18 protein-coding genes are annotated in these 21,672 nt (G+C 40.3%); 9 read left to right on the top strand and 9 right to left on the bottom strand.

The window, feature by feature from the left end:
• Entirely contained in the window at positions 1-1,182 is a 1,182-nt protein-coding gene (purT, locus tag AM305_RS07480) for a formate-dependent phosphoribosylglycinamide formyltransferase (RefSeq protein ID WP_005824589.1), read from the bottom strand.
• A 231-nt stretch (positions 1,183-1,413) separates the two neighbouring features.
• On the opposite strand from purT, the gene AM305_RS07475 reads away from it, so the two are divergent.
• From AM305_RS07475 to AM305_RS07455, 5 genes are all read left to right on the top strand, one after another.
• A complete protein-coding gene (locus AM305_RS07475; protein ID WP_005824588.1) occupies positions 1,414-3,351 on the top strand; it encodes a TonB-dependent receptor plug domain-containing protein in 1,938 nt (645 codons plus the stop codon).
• 37 nt (positions 3,352-3,388) lie between these two features.
• Positions 3,389-4,177: an ABC transporter substrate-binding protein gene (locus AM305_RS07470; protein WP_005824587.1), complete on the top strand. Its 789-nt coding sequence runs from the start codon at positions 3,389-3,391 to the stop codon at positions 4,175-4,177.
• A gap of 109 nt (positions 4,178-4,286) precedes the next feature.
• The gene (locus tag AM305_RS07465; protein ID WP_005824586.1) at positions 4,287-5,135 is read left to right on the top strand and encodes a BRO-N domain-containing protein; all 849 of its coding nucleotides are present in this window, start codon (positions 4,287-4,289) and stop codon (positions 5,133-5,135) included.
• Positions 5,136-5,147: 12 nt separating this feature from the next.
• Positions 5,148-6,128, top strand: a complete 981-nt coding sequence (locus AM305_RS07460) for a FecCD family ABC transporter permease (RefSeq protein WP_005824583.1) — start codon at positions 5,148-5,150, stop codon at positions 6,126-6,128.
• Positions 6,121-6,849: an ABC transporter ATP-binding protein gene (locus tag AM305_RS07455; RefSeq protein ID WP_005824581.1), complete on the top strand. Its 729-nt coding sequence runs from the start codon at positions 6,121-6,123 to the stop codon at positions 6,847-6,849. Before AM305_RS07460 ends, AM305_RS07455 begins: the two co-directional genes overlap by 8 nt.
• A 71-nt stretch (positions 6,850-6,920) precedes the next feature.
• Here the strand turns inward: AM305_RS07455 and AM305_RS07450 are convergent, their stop codons facing one another.
• From AM305_RS07450 to plsB, 8 genes are all read right to left on the bottom strand, one after another.
• Positions 6,921-7,403, bottom strand: a complete 483-nt coding sequence (locus AM305_RS07450; RefSeq protein ID WP_005824579.1) for a hypothetical protein — start codon at positions 7,401-7,403, stop codon at positions 6,921-6,923.
• A 176-nt stretch (positions 7,404-7,579) separates the two neighbouring features.
• Positions 7,580-8,041 (bottom strand): hypothetical protein, encoded by a 462-nt coding sequence (locus AM305_RS07445; RefSeq protein ID WP_005824577.1) that lies wholly within the window; start codon positions 8,039-8,041, stop codon positions 7,580-7,582.
• A gap of 58 nt (positions 8,042-8,099) precedes the next feature.
• Positions 8,100-8,939: a DUF72 domain-containing protein gene (locus AM305_RS07440; RefSeq protein WP_005824576.1), complete on the bottom strand. Its 840-nt coding sequence runs from the start codon at positions 8,937-8,939 to the stop codon at positions 8,100-8,102.
• A 12-nt stretch (positions 8,940-8,951) separates the two neighbouring features.
• Positions 8,952-9,956, bottom strand: a complete 1,005-nt coding sequence (locus AM305_RS07435; RefSeq protein ID WP_005824574.1) for a virulence RhuM family protein — start codon at positions 9,954-9,956, stop codon at positions 8,952-8,954.
• A 277-nt stretch (positions 9,957-10,233) separates the two neighbouring features.
• A complete protein-coding gene (locus AM305_RS07430; protein ID WP_005824572.1) occupies positions 10,234-10,482 on the bottom strand; it encodes a hypothetical protein in 249 nt (82 codons plus the stop codon).
• Positions 10,483-10,857: 375 nt separating this feature from the next.
• The gene (locus tag AM305_RS07425) at positions 10,858-11,517 is read right to left on the bottom strand and encodes a hypothetical protein (RefSeq protein WP_005824571.1); all 660 of its coding nucleotides are present in this window, start codon (positions 11,515-11,517) and stop codon (positions 10,858-10,860) included.
• A gap of 117 nt (positions 11,518-11,634) precedes the next feature.
• Positions 11,635-15,324, bottom strand: a complete 3,690-nt coding sequence (metH, locus tag AM305_RS07420; protein ID WP_005824570.1) for a methionine synthase — start codon at positions 15,322-15,324, stop codon at positions 11,635-11,637.
• Between the two features lie 136 nt (positions 15,325-15,460).
• Positions 15,461-17,872: a glycerol-3-phosphate 1-O-acyltransferase PlsB gene (gene plsB / locus AM305_RS07415; RefSeq protein WP_005824569.1), complete on the bottom strand. Its 2,412-nt coding sequence runs from the start codon at positions 17,870-17,872 to the stop codon at positions 15,461-15,463.
• A gap of 133 nt (positions 17,873-18,005) precedes the next feature.
• Between plsB and lexA the strand changes: the two genes are divergently transcribed.
• The 4 genes from lexA to nagZ all read left to right on the top strand — a co-directional run bounded on the left by lexA (position 18,006) and on the right by nagZ (position 21,667).
• Entirely contained in the window at positions 18,006-18,638 is a 633-nt protein-coding gene (lexA, locus tag AM305_RS07410) for a transcriptional repressor LexA (protein WP_005824568.1), read from the top strand.
• Positions 18,639-18,833: 195 nt separating this feature from the next.
• A complete protein-coding gene (gene mutH, locus AM305_RS07405; RefSeq protein ID WP_193594283.1) occupies positions 18,834-19,505 on the top strand; it encodes a DNA mismatch repair endonuclease MutH in 672 nt (223 codons plus the stop codon).
• A gap of 107 nt (positions 19,506-19,612) precedes the next feature.
• A complete protein-coding gene (locus AM305_RS07400; RefSeq protein WP_005824566.1) occupies positions 19,613-20,362 on the top strand; it encodes a TerC family protein in 750 nt (249 codons plus the stop codon).
• A 261-nt stretch (positions 20,363-20,623) separates the two neighbouring features.
• On the top strand, positions 20,624-21,667 hold the full coding sequence (gene nagZ, locus AM305_RS07395; RefSeq protein WP_005824565.1) for a beta-N-acetylhexosaminidase: 1,044 nt from the start codon (positions 20,624-20,626) through the stop codon (positions 21,665-21,667).
• The last annotated feature ends 5 nt before the right edge of the window (positions 21,668-21,672 follow it).

Raw genomic sequence — 21,672 nt, 5'->3', positions numbered from 1 at the left:
TTAAAGCACAATTTCTAACTTTTCGTAAGCCCGTTGTGCTTTATTTCTTGCTTTATTGCTGTTTTCATCTCTGGCTAAAATAACACCTAATCGGCGATGACCATTGACTTCGCCTTTACCAAATAAGCGAATATTAGTTCCAACTTCTTCAAGCACTTTGTCTAAATTTCCAAAAACAACATTATCGGATTTACCTTCAACAACGATGGCTTTAGAAGCGGCTGGTGAGATTTGATAGATTTCAGGAATTGGTAACCCTAAAATCGCTCTTGCGTGTAGGGCAAATTGTGATAATTCTTGAGAGATCATCGTAACCATACCGGTATCGTGTGGGCGAGGTGACACTTCGTTGAAAATAATATCATCGCCACAGACAAAAAGCTCTACACCAAAAATACCTCTACCACCTAGTGCAGAGGTGATTTTTTCTGCGACTTCTTGCGCTTTTTGCTGTGCTTTTTCTGACATCACCTGAGGTTGCCAAGACTCTCGATAGTCGCCATCAATTTGAATATGCCCGATTGGTGCAAGGAAGGACGTTCCGTGAATATGGCGAACGGTAAGCTGGGTAATTTCATAATCGAATTGAATAAATCCTTCGACAATCACTCTACCACCACCGGCACGACCTCCTTCTTGAGAATAATCCCAAGCTTGTTGGATTTGTTCGGCAGACTTAATAATAGACTGCCCGTGCCCAGATGACGACATAATCGGTTTGACTACACACGGAATACCAATCTCTTTAATCGCAGATTGGAAATCTTCAAAATTATCAACAAAGCGATAAGGCGAGGTTTTTAAACCTAATTCTTCAGCAGCTAAACGGCGGATACCTTCACGGTTCATCGTTAATTGGGTTGCTTTAGCGGTAGGAATAACACAGTAACCCTCTTGCTCCAGTTCAACTAATGTTGCTGTTGCAATAGCTTCTACTTCAGGCACAATAAAATCAGGTTTTTCTTGCTCAACTAACGCACGCAAAGCCGCTCCGTCTAACATTGAAATGGTATAGGCTCGATGGGCAACTTGTTGTGCCGGCGCATTTTCATAGCGATCAACAGCGATAACCTCAACGCCTAAACGTTGTAGCTCAATTACCACCTCTTTGCCAAGTTCGCCAGAACCTAGCATCATCACTTTAGTTGCTTTGGGTCTTAATGGGGTACCGATAGCGGTCATTTTTTTATTCCTTTTTACAAAGTTAAGCAAACGATTGCGTTCCATTATACTGAAAATTTAAGTTTCTGCATAACATTCACTTGAAAAAGGAGGAAGAAATATCAAATATGAATATCTTTCATAATGAGTAAGAAAAATCTTCAGCTACTTTATGTCATTAAAATCGCCAAATTAGTTAGATTTTAGAATATAATTCGAGGTATTAAGGTCTTTTAATTTTGGAACTACATTATGAAAAAAAATCTTATCACAACATCTCTTTTACTCGCATTGCCAACTTTGGCTTTTGCTCAAAGTGAAACAACGAAGGCAGAGCTAGATACAGTCACTGTTTATTCAGCTTATGCTACCCCCGTAAACCAAGATAAAACTGCTTCTTCAGTAACTGTTTTAACCGAAAAGGATTTTACAGAGCGTAATGCCACTTATGTAAGTGATGTGTTGAGAACCGTACCGAGCGTGGCAATGAGTGCATCTGGTGGACGAGGCACTTTAACCAATTTTTATCTTCGTGGGGCGGATGCTAACCATACGACTGTGGTAATTGACGGTATAAAAGTTAATCCTGTTACGGGGTACGGCTTTGATTTCGGTGGTTTAAGTTTAAGCAATATTGATCGCATCGAAGTTTTACGCGGTGAGCAATCTGCACTTTGGGGCAGTGATGCGATGGGCGGCGTGATCTATATCACAACAAAAAGCGGATTATATAAAGATAAGCCGTTTAATGTAGACTTTGATTTAGGCACAGGTTCACACGGAACTTATGACGGTTCTGCTACGATTTCAGGCTATAACAATGGTTTCTATTATGCGTTGAATGGAAATAGCCATCGTACCCGAGGTATTTCAGCGTTAAGTTCAAATATATTCCGCTATACAGCCCAAAACGGAACAGAAGTAGCTACCGGTGGAGCGAAAGAGCGTGATAAATTTCATCGTGATAATGCTTCTTTACGTTTAGGATATGACGATAATCAAAAAGGTGTAGAAGTTTTGGCTTCTCATTTTTCACAAACCGCACATTATGATGGTAGTTTAGCGGGAGAAACCTCTTTTGATGATTATACTCGCACTCGTGAAACCTTATTCAAATTAAGCGGTTATTTAGGGAATGAACAGGAATTATTTAAACAGAAAGTGAGTGTAAGCCACATTAAAACCGATAGTGATACGATCAGCTCTTGGGCAAGTGCTTATGATGCTAAAAAATTAAATGCTAATTATCAATTAGATATTAACTTTGATCGTGAAGGTTCACTAAATCAAGCTGTCAGTATTTTAGGCGAATATCAACAATCAAAATATGATTCAACCTCTTACAATGATGAAAAAAGCTTAGTAGAGAAAAGTATTGCTACCGAATATCGATTATTTACAGAAGATGATCATAGTCTTTCAATTAGCGGACGCTATACAGGGAACTCTGAATATAAAGATGCGTTTACAGGGCGTATTTCAGGTGCTTATCGCTTATCTCCAAACTTCCGTGCTCACGCAAGTTTTGGTACCGCAATTCAAAACCCAACAATGACGGAATACTATGGTTATTCAGGTAGTTATGTAGGAAATCCGAATTTAAAACCAGAAAAAAGCCGTGGTGGAGATGTTGGTTTACTTGTAGAAAGTAATGATAAACATCACTCTCTTGATTTAACGTATTTTGCCCGTAACGTGAGTAATTTAATTAGTAGTGAAGTACTTGATTTTACAACTTATCGCTCTCGAGCTATTAATATAGAGGGTACGAGCCAAATTCGAGGCTTAGAAATTGCCTATAATGGTAAATTGGCAGATCGTTTAACGGCTTATGCTAACTACACTTATACGCAAGCCAAAGATAGCAAAAAAGCTGAATTAATTCGCCGTCCGAAACATATTGTAAACGTTGGTCTAGCATATCAAATTACGGAAAAATTGGGTTCAAATGTTAATGTTTCATATGTTGGTAAAAGAATTGATACCTATTTTGATGAGCTAACTTATGCTTCTTCTCGTGTTAAGATGCCATCTTATACGTTGGTTAATTTTGGTGTAAATTATCAATTAAGCAAAAACTTAAATGTTTATGCGAATTTAAACAACTTATTTGATAAAAAATACGAAAATATTATCGGCTACGGACAAGACGGTCGTAATGTTTACGTTGGCTTAAAAGGTAGTTTCTAATCATTACTGGGGCTAATATGATTAGCCCCTACATTTTATGAAAAAAACGCTGACATTTTTAACCGCACTTTTCTTGCCGTTTACAACGGCTCTTGCGCAAGAACAGTTCGTTTCGCTCACGCTTTGTAGCGACCGCCTACTGGCTGAAATCGCTCGCCCTGAACAAATTGCAGCAATGTCGCCTTATTCAAAAAATCCGTTGATGATGTTGGATAAAGTCAATCAGAATAAGCCTACGCTCGAACCACAACTCAGCCAATTACTGCCTTATTTAGACAAAACAATGTTGATTAACGAGCTGTTTTATCCGCAACTGGTCGCAGAACTCAAACAGCTTGGCGTGAAAATTCTGCCGATTAACGACAGCCCACAAACACCCGAACAGCTTTTTGAATTGATTTTGCAACTAGGGAAATTGACCGATAATCAAGCCAAAGCAGAGCAACTGGTTACCCAATTAAAATCGCAAAATGTAAAGCTAAATCAACCGCTTACTGATACGCTGATTTTGTCGGATACAGGTGTGGTCGATACACAACAACCGAACTACCAAGCCTTATTACAACTTTTAGGTTTAACGCCATTAAAAACCGCTTTAACCCCACAAAATTTTTCGCTCGAAAAAGTGGTATTAAGCCAACCGAACATTTTAATTTCTTTGACGGATAAACAAGGCTACAACGAGCAAGCCGAATTGCTTTCACATCCGCTTTTGCAAAATTATTTCCAAAATCGACCGCTTGCAACCATTGCTTTAAAATATACTTACTGCTTTGATCACGGTATTTGGCAAGGGGCTGAAAGGATTTATCAACAGTTAAAATGATTTGTGAAGCTCGTCGAAAAACCAAAATTTTCTGTTTATCCAGTATTGCACTGTATATAAATTTGTGTATGATTTATGTGATTTTATACAGTTATATGGAGAAGCAGTGATGAGCAATGCAATTAAATTATTTGAAGGAAATCAAATTCGTTCCGTATGGGATAGCGAGCAAGAAGAGTGGTATTTTAGTGTTGTGGATGTGGTTGCGGTATTAACCGAAAGTGCCAATTCGAGACGTTATTGGAGTGATCTAAAACGTAAATTGCAAGTGGAAGAAGGTGCAAATGAGTTGTACGAAAAAATCGTACAACTGAAATTTAAGTCTTCTGATGGGAAAATGTATAAGACCGATGCGACTGATATGCAAGGCATTTTTCGTATTATCCAATCTATCCCAAGTCCGAAAGCCGAGCCGTTTAAATTGTGGTTGGCACAGGTTGGGAAAGAACGGATTGATGAAATTATCGACCCTGAATTAACCATTGATCGTGCCTTAGAAACCTATTTGAAAAAAGGTTATACCAGAGAATGGATCAATCAACGATTACAAGCCATTCAAGTGAGAAAAGAGCTAACGGATACTTGGCTAGATCACGGTGTGAAAGAAGGGCGAGAATTTGCAATTTTAACCAATGAAATCTCAAAAGCGTGGAGTGGAATGACGACCAGAGAATATAAGGATTTCAAAGGGTTAAAAAAAGAAAATTTACGCGACAATATGTCCACCCTTGAATTAGTGTTAAATATGTTGGCGGAAGCAACCACCACCGAGCTAACACAGATTGCCAACCCACAAGGATTAGAAGAGAATAAAAAGATTGCCCAAGACGGCGGAAACATTGCTGGCGATACTCGAAAAGCGATTGAAAGTAAAACAGGCCAGCCCGTGATTACCCCGAAAAATGCAATTTCTTTTTCTCAGCTTATTGAAGAAGTGGCTAAAGAAAGATCAAAATAATTAAACGAAACAATGAACAAAACAACCCAATTTAACACCGCACTTTTGCTCTTGCTCATTGCTATTATTAGCCTAGCAAGTTGGTATGATCTTAATGATTTTTCAGCGTTGAAAAATGCTGATGGGATCGTGACGGATATGCGACCACTTGTGTTGTGGGATATTCGTCTGCCACGGATTTTGCTTGCGGTGCTAACAGGGGCAAGTTTGGCGGTAGCAGGCAATGCAATGCAGGGGATATTTCAAAATCCGCTGGCAAGTCCAGGCTTGTTGGGAAGTGCAAATGGGGCAACGACCGCCAGTGTTTTTATCCTATACTATTTTTCCGTGCCCTTTACCTTGTTGCTGATTGGCGGTGTGCTGGGGGCGTTGTTGAGCTTCTTATTAGTCTATTTGATTGCCAAAAATCACGGTACAACAATGATGATTTTAAGTGGTTTGGCGGTCAATATGCTGCTCGGTTCAGCGATTGCTTTGTTGCTGTCTAACGCCGAAAGCCCTTGGGCGTTAGCGGAACTTTATCGCTGGCTACAAGGCTCTTTGGTATGGGCGAAATTAGATACCCTATTGATTTCATTACCGATTATTCTATTGGGATTGCTTTGCCTTTATCCACAACGCCGTTACCTTGATTTACTGACCTTCGGCGAAGAAACCGCAAGCACAATGGGCATTGACCCCAAACGTAGCTTTTTCATTACTACCTTTGGTGTGGCATTATTGGTTGGGGCAACCATTCCGCAAACGGGAACTATCGGATTTATCGGTTTAATTGCCCCACACTTAGCTCGTATTATCCTAAAAAAACGCCCATCACAGCTTTATTTCACAAGCGGTCTGATCGGGGCATTAATTTTGCTAGTCGCTGATCTTTGTATTTTATATTTGCCGTTCTTTTCCCACATTTATGTGGGAACACTGACGGCAATTATCGGTGCGCCGTTTTTGATTTGGATTTTATTAACACAACAACGGAGAATGGCAAATGATTAAACTGGAAAACGTCAGCCTTACATTCGGTTTATCCAATATCAGTTGCCATATTCCACAAGGCAAACTTATCGGTATTATGGGGGCAAACGGAGCGGGGAAATCCACCTTATTGAAAAGTATCGCGGGGATCTTACCGCTTGCAAGCGGTGAAATTTGGCTTGGAAATGGCAAATTATCTGCAATGACCGCTAAACAGAAAAGTGAACAGCTTGCCTATTTTGCTCAAAATACTCAAATTCATTGGGATTTATCGGTTTATGATGTAATCGCTCTGGGACTGACTTCATCTACAAAAAATGAGCAAGAAAAAGTGCGGTTGGTTTCCGAACAATTTTCGATTTCTCATCTGCTTGAAAAGCCCTTCCAACAACTTTCAGGTGGCGAAAAAGCTCGGGTGCAACTGGCCCGTTGTTGTATCAAACAAGCTCCATTGTTACTTGCTGACGAACCCATCGCCCCGTTAGATCCCTATTATCAAATTGATATGATGGAACAGCTTAAGGCTCTCACACCACAGAAAACCTGCGTAGTCGCCATTCATCACTTGGATTTAGCCTACCGTTTTTGTGATGAAATTATTTTGTTGGATAAAGGCAAAATCCTTGCCAGTGGCGAAACACAAGCGGTGTTAAATGCAGAAAATCTTGCAAGGGCGTTTGGGGTAGAGGTAAAAATAGATAAAGAAAATCGTGTCATTTCGGGGATAAAAAAATTGGCTTGATGTTATTTAGAAATAAGCCGTTTGATTTTATTCAAACGGCGATATTTTGTTTACTATGTCTTTGTTAATGATTAACTCTCTTTACATTCCAACCAACGCACTCGGATACCATCCTGATTTTTATAATAAGTTGAACTACGCTGACGAGCAATTAAATCAATATAGCTACCTTGAATGGGATGATAAGAGCGATAAACCACTTCAAAACGTGTACCTCTAGCATTGAGCGTACGATTTTCAATATGATCAAAGGGGGCTACTTTGCCATTATCTAATTGGAAATAGAAACCAAAGTTATCTTTCATTCGGCTTTCTCTTGAAAGTGGAAAATAGCTAGATAAGTAATAACGAGCCCCTGTTTCAAAATTGCGGCAAGTGTAATAATAACGCTTATAATTTGTCGGGTTATGTAATTCCGCTTGGCTAATATCATCTTTTAAATAGCCTGTTTTAACGGCTGGGGTTGGTTTGGGTGCTTTTGTTGTTTGAGGTGGTGTACAAGAAAACAAGCAAAGGCTCGTCAAAATGACGAAAATCAGTTTAAATTTATTCATTATCATATTCCAAAAGTATGGCTAAAATTTTGCTGCGCTATGATAGCTGAAATTTTTGAGTGTGCAAGGTTCATGTGATAAGGGATTATTTTAGATTTTGTAAAATTTTTAGCAAAAATAACCGCTTGTTTACAATAAAAATCCCATAGGTTTTGTTATGGGATTACTTTTTACGATTAACCTTCTCGGCATTCTAACCAAGGCGTTCGAGTTCCATTCTGATATTTATAATAGGTTGAGCTATTTTCACGTGCAATTAAATCAATGTAGCTCCCTTGAATAGGATTATATGAGCGATAAAAGACCTCAAAACGTGTTGCTTGGGCATTGAGGGCTTTATTTTCAATATGATCAAACGGGAAGCTCTTTCCGCCATCTAGTTGGAAATAGATACCAAAGTTATCTTTCTTACGGCTTTCTTTTGAAAGAGGGAAATAAGTCGATAAATAAGACTCAGAGCCTGTTTCAAAATTTGTACAAGAGTAATAGTAACGCTTATAGTTTGTCGCATTTTGTAATTCAGCTTGGCTAATCTCATTTTTTAAATAGCCTGTTTTAACAGGAGTAGTTTGCTTTGGTGTACAAGCAAATAGAGCAGCAAGGGTTGAAGTTAATAGAACCAGTTTTAATTTGTTCATCATAAAAATTCCGAGAAAAGTAGAAAAAGTTAGCGATTATAGTAGCTGAAATCTGAAGTCAAAACAAACTCTGCTGTCCACTCAAAAACTTGGGTGTTTCTTTTACTTGAAATCCATAGTTCGCCAAATAGCCTTTCAGACTTTCGATATTGTAGAACGAATGGCTGTTGGTGGTGTTTTGAAAGTAAAGGTAAAGCTGATCAAATTCCGCTTTTCGCTGATTTAATAATGCCGCTAGTTGCTGTAATTCGGTTTCGCTATAACGGTAATCGTGGCGTTCTTTCGCCGATTGGGCTTTCCACCAGTGGGGATTACGACCGTGCAATCGCAGGTAAGCGGTGCGTTGGTTTGCATAAAGCTGAAAGGCCGGCAAACCGATATTCTGCGGATAATCCACATTGCACCAAATGAGATTTTCCTTGCCGTGAAAATAATCCAGCACCGACTGCGTATGCCAACTGGCGTGGCGAAATTCAATGGCAAGGGGATAATTACTGAACCACGACACCAACTCCGCCAGATAGTATCGGTTGGCGTGATGACGCTCAAAACTGGTCGGGAATTGCACAAATAAATTAGCTAAACAATGGCTATCACACAACGGTTGCAATGCGTCCAAAAACGCTTGAGCTTGCTCGGCGGTAGCGGTACGTTTATGACTAAAATCTTGATGCAGTTTCACCGAAAATTTTAACCGCCCTTCCGCCTTTTCCAACATACCTTGCACCGCCTTATAGCCAATCGGAGCGTGAAAGGTGCTATTGATTTCAACGGTATCATAATGCTGGCTGTAAACCGACAAAAAATCCGATTTATCCGTCCCAAACGGATAAAGCGTACCGACTAAATCCGTATCGCTATAACCGCCTGTGCCGATGTAGATGTGGGGTGTGTGCATATTATTGATGTTCTAAGTCTTAGACTGATTCTTCAACAAGCGGTCAAAATCGCTTTCAAAATTGCGGTCTTGAATAATGCGGTATTTTTCAAATTCTGTTTCAGCGTGTAATTTTGCTTCATCAAAACTGATTTTGCCTTTGCCGTCTAAAATGGGTAATTCGTCTGCATTTAAGAAAATATCTAATCGTTTTGCCCAATCTTCCATTGTCATTGGAATTTGTCGTCTGGCTCGGCGTTCGGCTAAATCTAAAAATGCGTTGACGATTGCTCCTAAATCTTTCAATTCTTCATTGCTTAAATAATTTTTTGCCACTGAAACATCGCTTTTTAAAATTTTGCCATCAGGGGATTTTGCCCAAGTCGTTAGCCCCATATTCGGTTTATCGCTATCGGCTCGTTCCACAATTAATTCAGCAGCGGTATGTTGATGAATGGCGTAATGTAATTTATTTTGCACGGTGGCGAAAAATGTTTTGGTTGTTGGAGCGTTTTTATTGTAGTCCACCGCAGTGGCGTAAATATCGGTAATTTTCTGATAAAAACGGCGTTCGGATAGGCGAATTTCACGGATTTCTTCTAATAGCCGCTCGAAATAGTCTTCGCCTAAGAATGTGCCGTTTTCCATACGTTCACGATCTAACACATAGCCTTTTTGGGCAAATTCACGCAGCACTTGTGTCGCCCATTGACGAAATTGCGTTGCTCGCACGGAATTGACCCGATACCCAACGGAAATCACTGCGTCAAGGTTGTAGTGTTTGGTGTTGTAGTTTTTGCCGTCTGCGGCAGTTACCGAGAAAACCTCGGTAACTGAAAATGGGTCAAGCTCTCCTGATTTAAATATATTCTTTAAATGTAGCGATACGTTATCGCTTGAACATTCAAAAAGTTCAGCAATACGTTTTTGAGTAAGCCAAATTTCATCATTTTCATACCGCACTTCAATGCTCTGATCGCCAGTCTGATTGGTAAAAATCAGAAATTCAGCGGTGCTGTTGCGAATTAGTTTAGTCATAGATTTTCCTTGCAAATTTTTGAATAAATGTAACCGCTTGTAAGGGAATTGTCGAATGGAAATGAGAGATTTTTCGATGGAGATCGCAAAATAGAAAAATATGGGGATGGCTTACAAGTGGTTAAAATCGCTTTCAAAATTACAATTAAGTTAATTTGTAGAAGTTATCTGGAAATTCGGGATAACTGATTTTTTCAGTTACCTAGATTTTCTTGATAGCTTTGATTATTAAAGCTATTCGGAAAATTTAAATAACTGAATTATTTTATGTCTAAGCTTAGTGAGTGATCGTATGGGAAATTCTAGATTTATTAAGAATAATAGAAGTTTTATTCTCCAACAATCTGATATCTTTAATAAAATTTAAATAAGCTCGATAATCACTGGGGGTTGATGGTATTGAAATCTTATAATTTTGAGGAGATATTAACATATGGTGTTTCTTTCCTCTTTTCCATTTCCAGCCTAACTTTATCTTTTTAACAACAAAATTGTTTATATTTTTATCTTTACTAAATCTAATCATAAAATCACCTTTATATATGTTATATGGGAATTATTATTGTATAGATTTGGTCTAAAAATAAAATTGATATATTTTTGATATTTTTAGATAAAAAATGATATTCTTAATAAAAAAAGAAACCTAAGCGGCTAGTATAACTAACGGCTTAGGTTTCACCCACCCCTATCCCTTAATATTAATAATAGCATTCAAATACTGGAATATTTTCTTTCTTCTATCTTGAAACGACAAGAAACTATTATTAAACCAAATATTTGCTTTTGCATTGCAAGTGCGAAAGGCTTCTTGCAAGGCTTATACTAAAAAGTACGCAAATAACTTGAGCATAATGCTCATATTGAACCTTTAAGGCGGTTCAGCTCCTTTGGGTTTTCCTTACCAGTCTGCTGGATATTCTTTAATACCTTCGATAGAGAAACCATTTTCAAGTAATGCTTTTCTAACTAAATATGGTAAAGTTACAACATCGCTAGCATATTTTTGCACATCTGTATTTTTTATTATAATATATTCTATTTTATCAACAACTTGCTGAGCAGTTATTATATCCGACACTACTGAGCGCCAAATAGCATCTTCAACACTATTTTCTAGTTCTTCATTAGACTGAGGAAATTTAGCTCTAAATTGAACAACTATTCTAAATTTATTATTTCCTTGATGATGGATAACAAATTTAAATTCGGGTATTTTCTTTTTTAGTTTTGCACCATCTCTTCGCATATCACATAAAGCTTGGGAGAAAATAACTCGACCTTCTACTTTGAAAAAAGACTTTTCTCCTGTGCTAGGATCGATATTCCAATATAAACGAAAAGTTTTTCTTCGTAATTTATACCCAAATAAATCTAACAAAGGTTTTAGTTGTTGTTCTGTCCCTCGTTTCTCTCCTTTATACCAGCTACTTACAATAGATTGATGAGTTCTGCAAGTATTAGCAATTTCATTCTGCGTCCACCCATCATTAATGGCTAATTGAATCAATTCTCTAGTCCATTTAAAAACTTTCTTATTCTTTTTATCTGTTTCATTCATAATGAATACCTCTAACCAAGCTAATTGAGCAATATTGTAATTATCTGATTAAAGGTAATCAAATGATTTTATTGTGATAAAAATATGATAGAAAATGATAAAGAGTATTTTGAATTCCTACTTCATCGCCACTCCCAACCACTTCACGATCTCTCTCTCATTCCACCCCTTCCGTTTCGCATAATCCATCGCTTGATCTTCGTCAATGCGTCCAAGGGTGAAATAGTTACTCGCAGGGTGGGTGAAGTACCAACCGCAGACGCTTGCTGCAGGCCACATTGCGTAGCTTTCGGTGAGTTTCATTCCGATGCGTTGTTCTACTTCCAGTAAATCCCAGATGATCTGTTTTTCCGTGTGTTCTGGGCAGCTTGGGTAGCCCGGGGCAGGGCGGATGCCGATGTATTCTTCACGGATTAGGCGATCGTTGTCTAAGGTTTCGTTGCTGTATCCCCAGACTTTTGTGCGCAGTTCAAAGTGCAAGTATTCCGCCATTGCTTCGGCTAAACGGTCGCCGACCGCTTGCAGCAATATGGCGTTGTAGTCGTCCCCTGCGGCTTTGTAGCCTTCCACTAAATCGTGTTCTTCAATCCCTGCACAAACGGCGAACATTCCGAACCAGTCCTGTTTGCCGCTGGCTTTGCTTGCGATAAAGTCGCTCAAGCAAAGGTTGTACGGGCTTTTGCTGTTTCTGCCACGTTCGCTTTGCTGGCGGAGGTTATAGACTTTGCCAACCACTAAAGTGCGGTCAGCATTTTGATAGATTTCAATATCATCGCCCACACTGTTGGCTGGGAAAATGCCCATAATGCCGCTTGGGTTGAGCTTGTGATTTTGTTCTAATTCGTCCAACACTTTTTGCGCATCGTTCCACACTCGGCGAGCTTCTTCGCCGCCTTCTGGGTAGTCGAAGGCATCAGGATAACCGCCCATTAAGCCCCATAAACGGAAGAACGGCGACCAGTCGATAAATTTTCGTAAGGTCGCAATCGGTACGTTTTTATATTCCACAATGCCAGTCTGTTTCGGTGTTGGCACTTGGTAATCCGCCCATTCACCGCTGAACGCATCAAAGGCATTTTTGCGTGCCTCTTCAATCGGCAACTGCTTGCGTGGGGCTTTTTTGTTGGCAAAAGCCTCTTGAATTTGCTCGTACTCTTTCTTCATTCGTTCCCACAGTTCCGCTTTGGTATCCGGGTTCATCAATGCCGCACAAACTGTTACCGCACGGGAGGCGTTGGTGGTGTAAATCACTTCGTGTTTATATTTCGGATAAAGCTTAATTGCTGTATGTTCTTTGGAGGTGGTTGCTCCGCCGATAATGACAGGAATATTCAAATTCAAGCGGTTCATTTCGCCTAAGAAGTATTCCATTTCGTCAAGGGACGGCGTGATCAAACCGCTTAAGCCGATGATGTCCGCCTTTTCGTCAATCGCCGTTTGAATGATCTTATCCGCAGGCACCATTACGCCTAAGTCGATCACTTTAAAGTTATTACATTGCAGCACCACGCTCACGATATTTTTACCGATGTCGTGCACGTCACCTTTTACGGTAGCGATGACCACTTTACCGCTTGACGAACCTTTCTGTTTGGTCGCATTGATAAACGGCTCTAAGTAGGCGACCGACTGTTTCATCACGCGAGCGGATTTCACCACTTGCGGTAGGAACATTTTGCCGTCACCGAACAAATCGCCCACCACGTCCATACCGTCCATTAGCGGCCCTTCGATCACTTCGAGCGGTGTCGGGAATTTTTGGCGAGCTTCTTCGGTATCTTCAATAATATAGTTGGTGATCCCTTTCACGAGGGCGTGTTTCAAACGTTCTTCCACCGCCCAAGTACGCCATTCAGCAACGCCGCTATCTTCACTGTTACTAGCGGTCACATTTCGGTATTTTTCTGCAATATCTAACAGGCGATCGGTGGCATCAGAGCGGCGATTTAGCACCGCATCTTCAATCACATCACGCAATTCAGGAGCGAGATCGTCATAAATCGCCAGTTGCCCTGCATTTACGATCCCCATATCCATTCCTTGCTTGATAGCGTGGTAAAGGAACACGGCGTGAATAGCCTCACGCATCACATTATTACCACGGAAGGAGAAGGACACATTCGACACTCCGCCCGAAATTTTAGCGTGCGGCAGGCTACGCTTAATGCGACCTGTGGCATTGATAAAGTCCACGCCGTAGTTATTGTGTTCTTCAATCCCTGTACCGATGGCAAAAATATTCGGGTCGAAAATAATATCTTCAGGCGGAAAGCCCACTTGGTTCACGAGAATGTCGTAAGCTCGAGTACAGATTTCTACCTTGCGTTCTTCGGTGTCCGCTTGCCCCACTTCGTCAAACGCCATCACGACCACTGCCGCACCATAACGGCGAACCAGTTTTGCTTGGTGAATAAATTTTTCTTCGCCTTCTTTGAGGGAAATGGAGTTTACAATTCCCTTACCTTGCACCGACTGCAAGCCAGCTTCAATCACTTCCCACTTGGACGAGTCAATCATCACAGGCACTTTTGCCGCATCAGGTTCGGTCGCCATAATGTTAAGGAAACGGGTCATACATTTTTGCGAGTCGAGCAAGGCTTCGTCCATATTCACGTCAATCACTTGCGCACCGTTTTCCACCTGATCGATAGCAATCTCAATGGCTTCGCTAAATTTCTCTTCTTTAATCAAACGCTTAAACTTCGCCGAACCTGTTACGTTATTGCGTTCGCCCACGTTTACAAACAGGCTTTCATCATCAATGTTTAACGGCTCAAGCCCAGACAAACGCATTGCGGTTTTGATTTCAGGCAAGGCACGCGGTTTAATTCCAGCCACTACGTCCGCAAAGGCTTTGATATGTTCAGGAGTGGTTCCGCAACAGCCGCCCACGATATTTAAGAAACCGCTTTCCGCCCACTCTTTGATATGAGCCGCCATCTCGTCCGCCCCCAAATCGTAGCCGCCAAAGGCATTCGGCAAGCCAGCATTCGGGTGAACGGATACATAGGTTTCGCAGATTTTCGACATCACTTCCACATAAGGACGCAACTCTTTCGGCCCTAAGGCACAGTTCAAGCCAAAACTGAGCGGTTTAGCGTGGCGGAGCGAGTTGTAAAAGGCTTCGGTAGTTTGCCCCGAAAGGGTACGCCCAGAGGCATCGGTAATGGTTCCCGAAATCATAATCGGCAGTTCCACGCCTAGTTCTTCAAACACTTGGTCAATGGCAAAGGCAGCGGCTTTGGCGTTCAAGGTATCGAAGATGGTTTCGATCATAATGATGTCCGAACCGCCTTCAATTAAGCCACGAGTAGCCTCTGCATAGGCATCGACTAATTCCATAAAAGTAATATTACGGAAACCGGGATCGTTCACATTTGGCGAAATCGAGGCGGTGCGGTTAGTTGGGCCGAGAATACCTGCCACAAAACGCGGTTTTTCAGGCGTGCTGTACTTATCCGCCGCAATGCGAGCCAGTTTCGCCCCTGCAAAATTCAGCTCATAAGCCACCGCTTGCAAGTCGTAATCCGCCTGTGCAATGGTGGTGGAACTGAACGTATTGGTTTCAATAATATCCGCCCCAGCTTCAAGGTATTTCTCGTGAATAGAGGAAATCACTAAAGGTTGGGTTAGGGTAAGCAGATCGTTGTTACCACGCAGATCCACGCTAGAATGTTTAAAACGTTCGCCACGGAAATCCGCTTCGGTCAGTTTAAATTGCTGGATCATCGTCCCCATCGCACCGTCTAAAATCAAGATACGTTGTGCAAGGGCGGTTTTTAATTGTTCAATTCGGTTGTGTTGCATAGGGTTTCCAATACATAAAGATAAGATTAATGAAAGAGATAATAGGGGGGGAGCGAGAGTGTGTCAAACAAAATCCCCCATAGATTTTTTATTTCTATGAGGGATTTACAAAATATTTTTAAAATTTGACCGCTTGTTATTTCATTGATTCTATTGCGCCACGAATACTCATTTTTACTTCAACAGAAATTAAACTTGCCATAAGTTCTTCTATCGCTTTGAGTTTGCTTTCAATGGTCTTTCCTTCTTCATCAAAATAACCTTGAGTTTTTAAGGTTACAGCAAAGGTTGAGAAGAGCGCTTTATCGAAGAATTCTGGCGCATTAATGCCGTGTAAAACCGATAAACGTTGAGCAATCGAGCGGCTTTCATTCTCTAAATCGTTTCGAGAGATATCTGGTTTCTCTAATAATAGATTTAAGCTGATGTAGTAACGTTGCAATAAATCTCTTACACCATTGCTATAAAGCTGTAACGAACGTAAACGTGGCGTATTGATTTTGAATACATCACTTTCGCCTTTTAATAATTGTTGGCGGACGAATTCGTTTAAAATACGTTCAACTTGAAGTCTAAGTTCATCTTCTTCAAAATGGAGGAACAATTCCGCTTTCAAGAACGGATAGATTTGTTGTACCGTTTTAATGATGAGGTCTTTCGATACCGCTTCAAGATGTAATACGATACTTGCAACTAACGATGGCAACACAAACAAATGCTGAATGTTGTTGCGGTAGTAAGTCATCAGAACGGCTGATTCACGATCAAGACGGATAAGCTCGCCAAAATTATCTTTTTCAGAAATAACGCCTGAACGAGGTAATGTTAAAACGTGTTCTAACATCTCTTCTGCGCTATTTGATGGTAGTGTCATATCCGCAGAATAAGGGACGTTTTGGAACAGTTGCATATGGCTTTCGACTTGTTCAAGTAGAATTTCTTTGGTTAATGCTCGTTGGCGAGATGCCAGTAAAACAGAGCCAATTAAATTTTTCGCATTAACGGCAGCAGCTTTATTGATGTTGATCATCACTTCTTTGGCAACGGCGTCCACCGCTTCGTTTAACCATTTTGGACGTGTGTCATCGCTACTATTTTTCCATTCAGGGAAATGTTGATTTAAGTAGTTATTGACTTGAATTGGCTCACCAAAATTCACGTAACCTTGCCCTAAATTTTTGAGTTTTTTGATTACGCGTAAAACTAAACCGGCATTTTCTTTTTCTTTTGCCGCACCACGCAACTCTTTAGCGTAAGTATCCACTTCCAAAACATGTTCATAGCCAATATATACCGGCACAATACTAAGTGGACGAGCTAACCCACGTTGTAGTGCCTGAATGGTCATTGACATCATACCGGTTTTCGGCTCAAGCAAGCGCCCAGTACGAGAGCGTCCGCCTTCAATAAAGTATTCTACAGAATAACCGCGATAGAATAACTCCGCTAAGTATTCACGGAAAATCGTAGAGTATAAGCGGTTGCCTTTAAATGTACGGCGAATAAAGAACGCTCCCCAGCTACGGAAAATCGGACCGGCAGGGAAAAAGTTGAGGTTAATTCCCGCTGCAATATGTGGCGGCACTAAACCTTGATGGTAAAGCAAGTAAGAGAGCAATAAGTAGTCCATATGGCTACGGTGGCAGGGCACGTACACAATTTCGTGACCTTCTAATGCTAACTTACGCACACGCTCTCCGTTTTGTACGTTAATACCTTGATAAAGTTTGTTCCATAACCAACTTAAAATACGGTCTGCAACACGTAAACTATCATGTTTTACGTCCGCAGCAATCTCATTCAGGATTTTTTCCGCTTCTTGGCGTGCTTTTTCTGGGCCGATTTTTTTGCTCTCTGCTTCATCAGCAATCGCTTTTTTCAGTACTTCGGAGTCAAGTAGCTTATTAAACATTGCTTGGCGATCAGGGAGTTGAGGCCCCATTGCAGAATAGCGTTGTTTTGCAAAGTGCATACGGGCAACACGAGCTAATTTGTGGGCTAATTTCTCATCCGCTTCCTGATTTGCAATCATTTTGCTTAAAGAGACCGCTTGTGAGAAGCGCACAAAGTTATCCCGTCCATACCAAAGCATCGAGATCAAGCGAGAAAATGCACTTAAAGAGCGAAGTGTTGGGGCTTTTTCTTTCCCTGGAGCTCGTCCCCAAAGAACGGAAACCGGTAGAAGTTGAACATCAAGCTGTTCATTTTGTTTATGTAAGTTAAGGTAACGCTGAATGGTTGAAACCGTTTCGCTTTTTGCTTCTTTTGATTTAAAGAAACGGCGATCTTCATTTAAGAAAACAAAACGAGGGAGCGAAACGCCTTCGATCACATTATTTTCTAATGGATCAGGTAAATTCAGCGCTAGACAGTTTTTTTGTAAAATCAGTAAATCGGTTTGGGAAGTATAAGGTAATACGTAAATTAAAGGCTGCTCAAGGTTTAATTCTAACTCTTGAACAGGATTTGTTGGAATAGAACGAGATTTCACTAAGAGTGAAAGCGGTAAATTAAGTAATTTACGATAAAAATTAAGCAAACTTGACATATTTGTTATCCTTTTTTCTTGATTTTGCTCATGGCCTGCAGTTTATCATAAAATTCAGAAAAAAATTAGTTACAAATCAAATTTTACTGTATATAATACCAAAATTTCTGTATAAAATATCAGAGAGGATAAAATGGCACGTAAACATTTAACTGCTCGCCAACAAGAAATTTTTGATTTTGTGAAAAACCATATCACAACAACAGGTATGCCGCCTACACGTGTAGAAATTGCCCGAGAAATTGGTTTTAAGTCGCCTAATGCAGCGGAAGAGCATTTAAAAGCTTTGGCACGTAAAGGTTATATTGAAATGTTATCCGGCACATCTCGAGGTATTCGCATCTTAGTTAATGATGAGATGGAAGCAGCAAATGATGAAGGTTTACCTCTAATTGGTAAAGTGGCTGCCGGTACTCCAATTGAGGCTATTGAGCATATTGAAGATCATTATCCGGTAAATGGTTCAATGTTTAGCCCAGCAGCGGATTACTTACTAAGAGTAAATGGTAATTCCATGGAAAAAATTGGTATTTTAGACGGTGATTTATTAGCCGTACATAAAACTAATTACGCAAAAAATGGTCAGGTGGTTGTTGCTCGTGTGGATGATGAAGTAACGGTTAAACGTTTAGAGAAAAAAGGCGATTTAATTTATTTGCATCCGGAAAATGACGAGTTAGAAGCGATTGTGGTTGATCCTCGTATTGAGTATATTGAGATTGAAGGGATTGCGGTTGGGGTTATTCGTAGTAATGTTTGGATGTAATGTAATTAACAGAGCATATAAGTAAAATAACCTAGCTCGAGCCTTGCTAGGTTCGTTAAGCTCAGTCCCGTTGGGCTGGGAAGAGCCGCAGAGCGGCTCAGATTAAGTAACCCTATACAGCTCGTATAGGGATTGTCATCAGTCTGAGTGAGAAAAAATTTCTCACTCTTTGTTTTTTATATGATGAATTCAGAAATTAAACTTGCAACATTTTCTGCCAATGAAGAAGAACTCTTGGCTAAAGCGAATTGGTTAGCTGGATTTCGGTTAGGCGAAGTCGCTCAAATGTTGAATATGCCTGTGCCGCCTGATTTACGGCGAGATAAAGGCTGGGTAGGGCAATTGATTGAAGTTGCTTTAGGGGCAAAGGCTGGTTCGAAGGCTGAGCAAGATTTTGCGCATTTAGGGATTGAGTTAAAAACTATTCCGATTAATGCAAAAGGCGATCCGTTAGAGACAACTTTTGTTAGTTTAGCTCCTTTGGCACAAAATCATGGCGTAACATGGCAAAGCTCTCACGTGAAACATAAGCTTCAAAAAGTGTTATGGATTCCGGTTGAAGGCACGAGATCAATCCCTATCGCAGAACGGCACATCGGGCAGCCTATTTTGTGGCAACCGAGTGTAGAGCAAGAAAAAAAGTTACAACAAGACTGGGAAGAATTGATGGAGTTGATTGTGTTGGGGCAACTTCACAAAATCAATGCGACTTTAGGCGAGGTAATGCAACTACGCCCTAAAGGGCGTAATAATAAAGCATTGACAACAGCCGTTGATCAATCGGGCAATCAAATTCAATCGTTACCACTAGGCTTTTATTTACGTAAAGTATTTACAAAAGAAATTTTACAGAATTTTTTACGTTAGCCCTCTTTAATTTTCTGATGGCTACCGCTATGATGTAGCGCTTTATGACGGCTATTAGCCAGAGGTGGTTAAATAGCTTATTTATTTCTTTTTTAAAGGACATTGATATGTTTGAGTGGATTGCAAATCCAGAAGCTTGGGTTGCTCTTTTTACCTTAACTGCGTTAGAAATTGTGCTAGGTATTGATAATATTATTTTTATCAGTATTTTAGTTTCTCGTTTACCGGAAAGTCGCCGACAATCAGCCCGTATTGTGGGATTAGGGTTGGCAATGATTATGCGTATTTTATTATTGCTTTCACTTTCTTGGATGATGAAATTAGTTGATCCACTTTTCTTTATTGGTGAAAAAGGCGTGTCAGGTCGTGACCTAATTTTGATTGTCGGTGGTCTGTTCTTGTTAGTGAAAAGTGCTATGGAGTTGAAAGAGTCGGTAAGCGGAGAAGAGCATAACGAGGAAACAAAAGCTTCAAGAAAGGCAAACTATCTGATGATTTTGGTACAAATCGCACTGATGGATATTATCTTCTCGTTAGATTCTGTGATTACTGCGGTTGCGATGGCAGACGATATTCCGGTGATGGTGTTAGCGATTATCGTTGCTGTCGGTGTGATGATGATAGCCGCGAAACCAATTGGCTTCTTTGTTGATAGAAACCCAACAATTAAAAATTTAGCATTAGCTTTCTTAATTTTAGTTGGAGTAGCATTAATTGCTGAGGGCTTTGCGATCCATATTCCTAAAGCTGCTATTTATACGGCGATGGGCTTCTCTGTTGTGGTGGAGCTACTCAACATCAAAATGCGCCGCAATCAATTTGCTCGTTTACAAGAAAAAAAGGCTGAACAACATTAAAATTAGCGCCCTCAAATTGAGGGCGTTTTGCTAAGACTTGTTGATGTTTTTTGATTGTAAAATATACTATTTTATACCTAGCACGCAAAATGTGTACTAGGTTACGTATAGTTGAGTGGCTTTGCCACTCTAATTCTCAGCCCCAAAGGGGCTGAATTATGCGTAACCCAGTACGGCTCTGCCGTGCTGGGATATTAAATAAACACCTCTTGATGATTTTGCAACTTCGAAACGTCAACAAGCCCTAATTAGGATATAAAAATGTTATTAATTGATATTAAAGATAAATCACTGACCCAAGAGGAGATCGAGATACTTCAACATCCGCTTGTTTCCGGGCTTATTTTATTTAGTCGAAATTTTTATGATAAAGCACAAATTCAGGCTTTAATTAAAGAGATTCGCCAAAAAGTGAAAAAGCCTTTCTTAATTACGGTCGATCAAGAAGGCGGAAGAGTTCAACGTTTCCGAGATGGCTTTACTGCATTACCGGCAATGCAGTCTTTTGATATGTTGGCAAAAGATTTAATTGAAGCAAAACAGCTTGCACATGAAGCCGGTTGGTTAATGGCAGCAGAAATGTTTGCTTTGGATATTGATTTAAGTTTTGCCCCTGTTTTAGATATGGGACACGAATGTAAAGCGATTGGCGATCGAGCTTTTGGTAAATCGTTAGGGCAAATTCTACCGCTTGCAGAAGCGTTTATTGATGGTATGCAAGAAATGGGCATGGCGACCACAGGTAAACATTTCCCGGGGCATGGACACGTGCTTGCTGATTCGCATTTAGAAACCCCGTTTGATGATCGTGCTAAATCACTGATTTTTGAGCAGGATATTCAACCTTTCCAACAATTGATTGCCAAAAGCAAACTTTCAGCCATTATGCCGGCTCATGTTGTTTATACTCAATGCGATAATCAACCTGCAAGTGGCTCACACTATTGGCTTAAAGAGGTATTACGCAAACAGCTTAATTTTAATGGCGTGATTTTCTCCGATGATCTTGGTATGAAAGGGGCTGGGTTCATGGGGAATTTTGTGGAACGTTCTGAAAAAGCGATTCAAGCCGGTTGTGATTTATTGCTCTTATGTAATGAGCCGGAAGGTGTGGTTCAAGTACTTGATGGTTTGAAATATCAACCGACAGAGGTGCAGCAAACACGCCATATTTCACTGATGAAGCGTAAAAATGTATCTTGGTTAGATTTAGAAACCAGTTTACGTTATAAACAATCTTCCAAACGATTAGCCGCTTTACAAGCGCAATGGTTGGAATTTAAGCAAACGCAAATGCAGGCTTAATAATG

This window comes from Actinobacillus minor NM305, assembly GCF_000175195.1.
Lineage (GTDB): Bacteria > Pseudomonadota > Gammaproteobacteria > Enterobacterales > Pasteurellaceae > Haemophilus_A > Haemophilus_A minor.
Note: the sequence above shows the minus strand (reverse complement) of the source record. Positions and strands in the feature narration are given on the sequence as shown.

Excerpts from the sequence above, each read along its gene's own strand:
- AM305_RS07450 (WP_005824579.1), bottom strand. The coding sequence starts at position 7,403 with ATGAATAAATTTAAACTGATTTTCGTCATTTTGACGAGCCTTTGCTTG.
- lexA (WP_005824568.1), top strand. The coding sequence starts at position 18,006 with ATGGCACGTAAACATTTAACTGCTCGCCAACAAGAAATTTTTGATTTT.
- AM305_RS07425 (WP_005824571.1), bottom strand. The coding sequence starts at position 11,517 with ATGAATGAAACAGATAAAAAGAATAAGAAAGTTTTTAAATGGACTAGA.
- AM305_RS07430 (WP_005824572.1), bottom strand. The coding sequence starts at position 10,482 with ATGATTAGATTTAGTAAAGATAAAAATATAAACAATTTTGTTGTTAAA.
- nagZ (WP_005824565.1), top strand. The coding sequence starts at position 20,624 with ATGTTATTAATTGATATTAAAGATAAATCACTGACCCAAGAGGAGATC.
- AM305_RS07460 (WP_005824583.1), top strand. The coding sequence starts at position 5,148 with ATGAACAAAACAACCCAATTTAACACCGCACTTTTGCTCTTGCTCATT.
- AM305_RS07455 (WP_005824581.1), top strand. The coding sequence starts at position 6,121 with ATGATTAAACTGGAAAACGTCAGCCTTACATTCGGTTTATCCAATATC.
- AM305_RS07445 (WP_005824577.1), bottom strand. The coding sequence starts at position 8,041 with ATGAACAAATTAAAACTGGTTCTATTAACTTCAACCCTTGCTGCTCTA.
- AM305_RS07465 (WP_005824586.1), top strand. The coding sequence starts at position 4,287 with ATGAGCAATGCAATTAAATTATTTGAAGGAAATCAAATTCGTTCCGTA.
- AM305_RS07400 (WP_005824566.1), top strand. The coding sequence starts at position 19,613 with ATGTTTGAGTGGATTGCAAATCCAGAAGCTTGGGTTGCTCTTTTTACC.
- AM305_RS07475 (WP_005824588.1), top strand. The coding sequence starts at position 1,414 with ATGAAAAAAAATCTTATCACAACATCTCTTTTACTCGCATTGCCAACT.
- AM305_RS07435 (WP_005824574.1), bottom strand. The coding sequence starts at position 9,956 with ATGACTAAACTAATTCGCAACAGCACCGCTGAATTTCTGATTTTTACC.
- purT (WP_005824589.1), bottom strand. The coding sequence starts at position 1,182 with ATGACCGCTATCGGTACCCCATTAAGACCCAAAGCAACTAAAGTGATG.
- AM305_RS07470 (WP_005824587.1), top strand. The coding sequence starts at position 3,389 with ATGAAAAAAACGCTGACATTTTTAACCGCACTTTTCTTGCCGTTTACA.
- metH (WP_005824570.1), bottom strand. The coding sequence starts at position 15,324 with ATGCAACACAACCGAATTGAACAATTAAAAACCGCCCTTGCACAACGT.
- AM305_RS07440 (WP_005824576.1), bottom strand. The coding sequence starts at position 8,939 with ATGCACACACCCCACATCTACATCGGCACAGGCGGTTATAGCGATACG.
- plsB (WP_005824569.1), bottom strand. The coding sequence starts at position 17,872 with ATGTCAAGTTTGCTTAATTTTTATCGTAAATTACTTAATTTACCGCTT.